Here is a 7,084-nt window from a genome sequence, read left to right on the forward strand (position 1 = left end):
CGTTCGGGCTGTGAGCTGATGCTCACAGCCCGAACGACGCGGGTACGGGGCCAGTGCCCGGAACAACTCGCGAGGATCGGCGACCAGCTTGCTGACCGTGAGGTCCATCAGTCCGCGGACGTCGGTGATCGTCACACGATCGAGCTAATGATTCTGAGCGCTTGCTCAGTCCATCACGCCCGCCGTGGGGAAGCCAGCAGATACCGCTGCCGCGTACGGGGATCGGTGTGTTCGCCCGTCTGCCAGCCCGCCTTCTCCAGCGTCGCCGCGCAGGCCCGCAGGGCCTCGGGGGCCGGCTCGTGCACGGCGACGGCTTCCGGCTGGGGAGTCGCCCGCACCCGGTAGCCACCGGCCCGCGCGTCCGCCCCGGCAGGGCGATGGCCCGCGGCCTCCAGGGCGAGCGCGGCCGCCTGCACCAGATGCGTCCGCTCCCAGCCGCACGGGCGGTCCCTGGCGCCGCCGGGATTGGTCATCCGGCGCAGCTCCAGGAGCCCCTGCCAGGCACTGTGCACCTCACGTATGCGCGCGGGCCCGGCCGCGGTGGCCTCCTCACCGCCGACCCGTGCCGCGAACACCCCGGACTCGGCGGGGGCGGGGGCGGGCGTATCGGCAGCCAGGGCCGCCTCGGGCACCTGGGCGGCGGCCTCCCATACCTCCCGTATGCGATGGCCCGCCGGTGTCAGGAAGTGGTCGTGCGGCGGGCGCGGATGCCGGAACGCCAGCCCTCGCTTGACCAGCGCCGCGAGCTGAGCCTCCGTACCCGTCAGCCGCCCGGTCACCGGCTCGGCAGCCTCGATGATCCGCCGCTGGGCAGCGGTCGGTGGTCGTGTCACGGCACCCTCCTTCCCCCGGGGAGCGTCGACTCATGGGCGTCGATCAACCCACTCGAAGACTACGAGGAGGGTCTGACATTCCAACTTTTACGAGGGCCTGATGTTCCACCCGGCGATGACCGGACGACCGTGCTCCGTGCCGAGCCGGCAGACCGTCCCCGTGGCCAGCTGGAACAGCGCCCCGCCCGACGCCGGCAGCCCGAGCCAGCGGGCGGTGAGGACGCGCAGGAAGTGCCCATGCGCCACCAGCACCACACACCCCTCGGTGTTCGCCAGCGCGGCGTGCGCCTTCGCGAGCATGCGGTCGGCGCGCGCCCCGACCTCCTCCGGGCTCTCCCCGGGATGCTCGGGCGGTCCGGGCGCGACCCCCTCCGTGAACAGGAACCACTCCGGTCGGGTGCGATGGATCTCGACGGTGGTGACCCCCTCGTACCCGCCGTAGTCCCACTCGCGGAGGTCCGCGTCGACCCGCGCCCCGGCGAGACCGGCCAGCTCTGCCGTCTCCCGGGCGCGCTTCATCGGACTGACGAACACGGCGCCGATATGGTGCGAGTTGAGCAGCGGGGCGAGGCCGTGGGCCTGCGCCCGCCCGTTGTCCGTCAGCGGGATGTCGGTCCAGCTGGTGTGCTGCCCGGACACCGACCACTCGGTCTCACCGTGCCGCACAAGAAAGAGATCACCCATACCTCACAGGCTACGAGCCCAGCGCTCCAGCTCCGCGAACTCCGGCTCCCGCAGCCCCTTGCGCGGGTCGATCCGCAGCAGGAGCGCCGCCCCCTCGTGATGCTCCGCGACATGCCGTACGTCGAGATCGGTGATCATGTCGTCGACCCAGACGAACGGCCGCCCCGCCGCCCACTCCACGACCCGCCGCGTCTTCCAGTACAGCCCCTCCGGGTCCTCGGCGAACAGGTTCGTGAACTCGATGACCGGCAGATCCCGCGGCAACCCGATCACCGGCCCGATCATCTCGTTGGCCTCGTGCATCCACGTCGTCGCCCACGCCAGCTCGTACGGCAGCGCCAACAGCCGCTCCCCGTGCGCCGGGTTGAGCCGGATCCGCAGCCCCCGGCGCAGCCGCCGCGACCCCGGTTTCTGCCGCGCCGACCAGTTGGCGGGGTGCACCCGGCGGGTCACATAACCACGGGGTCGCCACAAGCGGGCGCCGAAGGGGTTGAGGGGGCCGTCGACGTCGAGGAGCAGCAGCGGTCGGTCAGTCATGGGGAAGGGCTACCCGTCGGATCCGGCCGTGGATCCCGGAGCCGGAAAGCGGCTGCGGGAACGGCCGAGGACGGATTAGCGTGTCGACCATGCGTTGATCTCGGAGGCGGCGGTGGCGCCGCCGCCATGGACGGTACGGCCGTGTCCTCGTCGGTCCGTCGGCGTTCGGCGGTCGGCGAGGGCGATCCGGCATGTCCAGCCCCCGCCCCCACTGGAGATCACGACATGTTCCCCTCGTTCCCTCTCACCTACGAGGCCCTGCTCGACCGCGTCACCGACGACCCCGCCGTCGTCGGACTCGTCCTCAAGGGCTCGCACGCGCACGACGGCATGGCCACCGAGCACTCCGACCACGACGTGTACGTCGTCCTCGCCGACGGGGTCGACAGTGACCTCACACGGCTCGACGGCCACAGGTCCGCCGAACTCGACCTGCTCGTCACCACGGTCGGCGCCTTCCGCCGACTCGGGGGACACGAGAGGTACGCCCTCGCCCGGGCCCGGGTCGTGCTCGACCGGCTCGACGGCGGCATCGCGGAGCTCGTCGCAGCCCAGGCGCGCCTCGACCCCGACGAGGCGTTCCGGGAGGCGGCCGGTCTGCTGGACGCCTACGCCAACTCCCTCTACCGGTCGATCAAGAACGCTCGCGACGGCCACCGACTGGCAGCCCGGCTCGACGCCGCCGACAGCGTCCGCTTCCTGCTGGACTTCCTGTTCACCCTCCACCACCGCCCCAGCCCCTACAACAAGTACCTGGAGTGGGAACTGGAGCGGTTCCCCCTGCCGGGCTGGCACACGACGACACTCCTCGACAGCCTCGGGCGGATCACGGCGACAGGGGACACGGACGCACAACGGCGACTCTTCGTCCAGGTCGAGGCCGCGGCACGAGAGGCCGGCCACGGACCCGTCCTGGATGCCTGGGGCGAGGACCTGCCGTTGATGCGCCCTGGGTCGCGGTCCCGACCTACTGCCGGTACCCGCTGAGGAACCGCCCGATCCGCCCGATCGCCGCCTCCAGGTCCTCCGCGTACGGGAGCGTGAGGATGCGGAAGTGGTCGGGGGTGGGCCAGTTGAAGCCGGTGCCCTGGACGACCTGGATCTTTTCCCTCAGGAGCAGGTCCAGGACGAACTTCTCGTCGTCGTGGATCTTGTGCACCTTGGGGTCGAGGCGGGGGAAGGCGTACAGCGAGCCCTTCGGCTTCACGCACGACACACCGGGGATCTCATTGAGCTTCTCCCAGGCCACGTTCCGCTGTTCGTGCAGCCGGCCGCCCGGCGCGGTCAGTTCATTGATGGACTGGCGGCCCCCCAGCGCGGCCTGGATGGCGTACTGCGCGGGCGCGTTGGCGCACAGCCGCATGGAGGCGAGCATGGTCAGGCCCTCCAGGTAGTTGCGGGCGTGCTGTTTGGGGCCGGTGACGACCAGCCAGCCGGAGCGGAAGCCCGCGACGCGGTACGTCTTGGACAGGCCGCAGAAGGTGAGGACCACCAGGTCGGGGGCGAGCGCGGCGGCCGAGTGGTGCACGGCGTCGTCGTACAGGATCTGGTCGTAGATCTCGTCGGCGAAGACCATCAGGCCGTGCCTGCGGGCGAGGTCGAGGATGCCCTCGATGATCTCCTTCGGGTAGACCGCGCCGGTGGGGTTGTTCGGGTTGATGATGACCACGGCCTTCGTACGGTCCGTGATCTTCGACGCCATGTCGTCCAGGTCCGGGTACCAGTCGGCCTGTTCGTCGCAGAGGTAGTGGACCGCCTTGCCGCCCGCGAGCGTCGTGACGGCCGTCCAGAGCGGGAAGTCGGGGGCGGGGATGAGCACTTCGTCGCCGTCCTCGACCAGCGCGGTCACGGCCATCGAGATCAGCTCGGAGATGCCGTTGCCGAGGAAGACGTCGTCGACGTCGACGGCCAGGCCCAGGTTCTGGTAGCGCCCGGCGACGGCCCGGCGGGCCGAGAGGACGCCCCGGGAGTCCGTGTAGCCGTGCGCCTGCGGGAGCATCCGGATCATGTCCTGGAGGATCTCCTCGGGCGCCTCGAAGCCGAACAGCGCGGGGTTGCCGGTGTTCAGGCGCAGCACGCTGTGGCCGGCCTTCTCCAGCGCGTCCGCGTGTTCGATCACGGGGCCGCGGATCTCGTAACAGACCTCGCTGAGCTTGTTCGACTGCCGGAACTCCATGCGCCCCTCCAGTATCTGGTGTTACTTGGTTTTACCAAGTCAGCACTTGGAAAGTCCAATGACATGTCTAGACTGCGTCGCATGTCACCTCGCCGAAGCTACGACCAGTACTGTTCCGCCGCCCGGGCGCTCGACCTCGTCGGCGACCGCTGGACCCTGCTGATCGTGCGCGAACTGCTGGCCGGTCCGCGCCGCTACACGGACCTCCACGCGGACCTTCCGGGTGTCAGCACGGATGTTCTTGCCTCGCGGCTGAAGGACATGGAGCGGGACGGACTGTCCACGCGGCGTCGGCTGCCGCCGCCGGGTGCTGCCTACGTCTACGAACTCACCGGGCGGGGGCGCGAGTTGCTGCCCGTGCTGCAGGCGCTCGGGGCGTGGGGTTCGGCCGCGCTGGGCGAGCGCCGGGCCACCGACGCCGTACGCGCGCACTGGTTCGCCCTGCCGCTGCTGCGCGGGCTCGACGGGTGTGCCGCCGGGCTTGTCGAAGTGGGGCTGGAGGAGGGGCGGTTCCATGTGTGGGTCGGTGCGGAAGAAGGGCCGGTCTACGGGGAGGGGGCCGCGCCCGAGTCACCGGACGTCCGGCTGTCGATCGACGCGGCGACCTGCGGTGCGCTCGGCCGGGGGGAGTTGAGCCTGCGGGACGCCGTACGGCAGAGGCGGGTCGAGGTGGAGGGCGACGGAGCCTTGGCGAAGGAGTTGCGGGAGGGGTGAGGCGGTGGACGGCATCGGCCCCACACCCAGCCGATGCATGGGGTGCGGGGCCGAAGCCGTTGTGGGAGCGCTGTTGTCGGGCTACTCCTGGTCGGCGGTGCGGCGGCGCTTCCACCACACCAGTCCGCCACCGACGGCGGCCAGGGCCGCGGCGAGTCCGGCGATCAGGCCCACCGGGGTGCCGGTACCGGTGTCGGCGAGGTCCCCCTCCGGGTCCTGCTCGTCCTTGCCGCCGCTGCCGCTGCCGCCGCCGCTGGCCGGGGGCGTCGCGGGATCGGAGGGCTTGTCCGTCGGATCGTCCGGATCGTCCGGATCGGTCGGTGTCGGCGTCGGCTCGGGAGTCGGGTCCGGGCCCGGGTCGTTGCTCCCGCCGGAGACATCGGAGGTGACGGTGTTGCCGCCCAGGAGCAGCAGGTTCGCGTCACCGCCCCTGGTGTTGTCCGCCAGCGTGCGCACCGATGCCTTCGTCTCGCGCGGCAGATAGCGGTGCTCGGTGTCGAAGCGGAGCTTGTTCATGTTCCGCTTGGGCTGCTTCAACATCCGGATCCCCCTGTCCCGCCAACGACCATAGCCATCAGTAAGACGAACGACACAGCCCCGCTCGAATCACGACTTTCCCAACGGAGTCGTTCACGCCCGGGAGGAATCGCATCCTTGTGGTCGCGGCGCGGAGCGCCGCGGTGTCGCTGGTGCGTGTTGGGCCGCGAAGCGGCCGGGTGTCGCTTCCGGCGGAGCCGGTGCTGCTGCTCGACGGAAATGTCACCCGGTCGGGTGGCAGATGGTGAACATGCGGTGGGCTGTCGTGCACGCGCGTACGTTGGGTGATCGTGAAGCTGGTGGTGCAGGTGCAGCTGCTGCCGACGCCTGTGCAGGCGGCGGCACTTGAGGCGACCCTGCGTGCCTGCAACGAAGCGGCCACCTGGGCCAGCGGCGTGGCGTTCAAGAAGGACGTGAAGCGGAACTTCGCGCTGCGCGAGCACACCTACGACCAGATCAAGGCCCGGTGGGGGCTGGGGGCGCAGGCTGCCCAGCACGTGATCAAGAAGACCTGCGACGCGTACGCCACGCTGAAGGCGAACCTGAAGGCGGGGAATCTGGGCAGGCCCGGCTCGAAGCGGTATCGCCGGGCGGTGCAGAAGCCGGTTGTCTTCCGCCCGCAGGGTGGGCAGCCGTATGACGACCGGATGCTGTCCTGGCAGATCGCCGAGCGGCGCATCTCGATCTGGACGACTGCCGGGCGGGTCAAGGAGGTGGCTTTCACTGCGAGCCAGGAGCAGCTGGCCACCCTCGCCCTGTACCGCAAAGGTGAATCGGACCTGGTGCGCCGGGACGGCATGTGGTTCCTGCTGGCCACCTGTGACGTCCCCGAACAGTCCTTGAACACCGACCCGGTGGACTTCCTCGGCATCGACCTGGGCATGGTGAATATCGCCACCACCTCGGACGGCGAGATCATGGCCGGGCGTCAGCTCAACCGCACCCGCGTGCGGGAACGGAAACTGCGCACCAAGCTGCAGAAGAAGAACACCCCGTCCGCCAAACGCCGCCTGAACAAGCGCAGGCGCAAGGAGGCGCGGCGGGCCAGAGACATCAACCACAAGATCGCGAAGCATGTGGTGGCCGAGGCTGAACGCACCGGTCGCGGGATCGCCCTGGAGGATCTGACGGGCATCCGTGAACGGGTACGGCTTCGAAAGCCCCAACGGGCCACCCTCCACAGCTGGGCCTTCGCCCAGCTGGGCAGCTTCATCGCGTACAAGGCCCGCCGGGCGGGAGTGCCGGTCGTCTATGTTGATCCGGCGTACACCTCGCGCACCTGCGCCGAGTGCGGGCACATCGAGAAAGCGAACCGGGTCTCACAGGCCCGCTTCGCGTGCCGGTCCTGCGGATTCGTTGATCACGCGGACCGGAACAGCTCCCGCAACATCCGCGCCAGAGCGTGGGAGTTGTGGCGACGCGGGGCCGAGTCAACGGCCCCTGCCCCACCACCGCGACAGCGTGCCGGTGGGGCTGGACGCAAACGCAGCGCCACAGCCAGTGACGCCCGTTGTGCAAGCCCGTCGCTTTAGCGGCAATGCCGCGTAGTTAAGCCGCAGGTGGGCTGGTCAAGGGCTGGCTCTGATCGCTGTGGATCCATGCT

At 70.0% G+C, this 7,084-nt stretch carries 8 protein-coding genes; 3 read left to right on the forward strand and 5 right to left on the reverse strand.

Features of this window, described 5'->3' with window-relative positions; all coding sequences use genetic code 11:
* Positions 1-173 precede the first annotated feature (173 nt).
* From F3T56_RS44990 to F3T56_RS45000, 3 genes are all read right to left on the reverse strand, one after another.
* Positions 174-833, reverse strand: coding sequence for a hypothetical protein (locus F3T56_RS44990; protein ID WP_149831240.1), 660 nt, complete (start codon positions 831-833; stop codon positions 174-176).
* 87 nt (positions 834-920) lie between these two features.
* Positions 921-1,517 (reverse strand): histidine phosphatase family protein, encoded by a 597-nt coding sequence (locus F3T56_RS44995; protein ID WP_149831241.1) that lies wholly within the window; start codon positions 1,515-1,517, stop codon positions 921-923.
* Between the two features lie 3 nt (positions 1,518-1,520).
* Positions 1,521-2,054, reverse strand: a complete 534-nt coding sequence (locus F3T56_RS45000; protein ID WP_149831242.1) for an HAD domain-containing protein — start codon at positions 2,052-2,054, stop codon at positions 1,521-1,523.
* Between the two features lie 225 nt (positions 2,055-2,279).
* Between F3T56_RS45000 and F3T56_RS45005 the strand changes: the two genes are divergently transcribed.
* Positions 2,280-3,041, forward strand: a complete 762-nt coding sequence (locus tag F3T56_RS45005; protein WP_149831243.1) for a hypothetical protein — start codon at positions 2,280-2,282, stop codon at positions 3,039-3,041.
* On the opposite strand, the gene F3T56_RS45010 is transcribed toward F3T56_RS45005, so the two are convergent.
* Positions 3,022-4,230, reverse strand: coding sequence for a pyridoxal phosphate-dependent aminotransferase (locus tag F3T56_RS45010; RefSeq protein ID WP_149831244.1), 1,209 nt, complete (start codon positions 4,228-4,230; stop codon positions 3,022-3,024). The genes F3T56_RS45005 and F3T56_RS45010 overlap by 20 nt on opposite strands.
* Before the next feature lie 81 nt (positions 4,231-4,311).
* Here F3T56_RS45010 and F3T56_RS45015 point away from each other — a divergent pair, with 81 nt between their 5' ends.
* Entirely contained in the window at positions 4,312-4,944 is a 633-nt protein-coding gene (locus tag F3T56_RS45015) for a winged helix-turn-helix transcriptional regulator (RefSeq protein WP_149831245.1), read from the forward strand.
* An 81-nt stretch (positions 4,945-5,025) separates the two neighbouring features.
* Here F3T56_RS45015 and F3T56_RS45020 read toward each other — a convergent pair whose 3' ends face one another.
* Positions 5,026-5,484: an LPXTG cell wall anchor domain-containing protein gene (locus tag F3T56_RS45020; protein ID WP_149831246.1), complete on the reverse strand. Its 459-nt coding sequence runs from the start codon at positions 5,482-5,484 to the stop codon at positions 5,026-5,028.
* 287 nt (positions 5,485-5,771) lie between these two features.
* Here F3T56_RS45020 and F3T56_RS45025 point away from each other — a divergent pair, with 287 nt between their 5' ends.
* The gene (locus F3T56_RS45025; RefSeq protein WP_149831247.1) at positions 5,772-7,013 is read left to right on the forward strand and encodes an RNA-guided endonuclease InsQ/TnpB family protein; all 1,242 of its coding nucleotides are present in this window, start codon (positions 5,772-5,774) and stop codon (positions 7,011-7,013) included.
* Positions 7,014-7,084: the final 71 nt, after the last annotated feature.

The sequence above is a fragment of the Streptomyces tailanensis genome, from assembly GCF_008386495.1.
Classification (GTDB): Bacteria; Actinomycetota; Actinomycetes; order Streptomycetales; family Streptomycetaceae; genus Streptomyces; species Streptomyces tailanensis.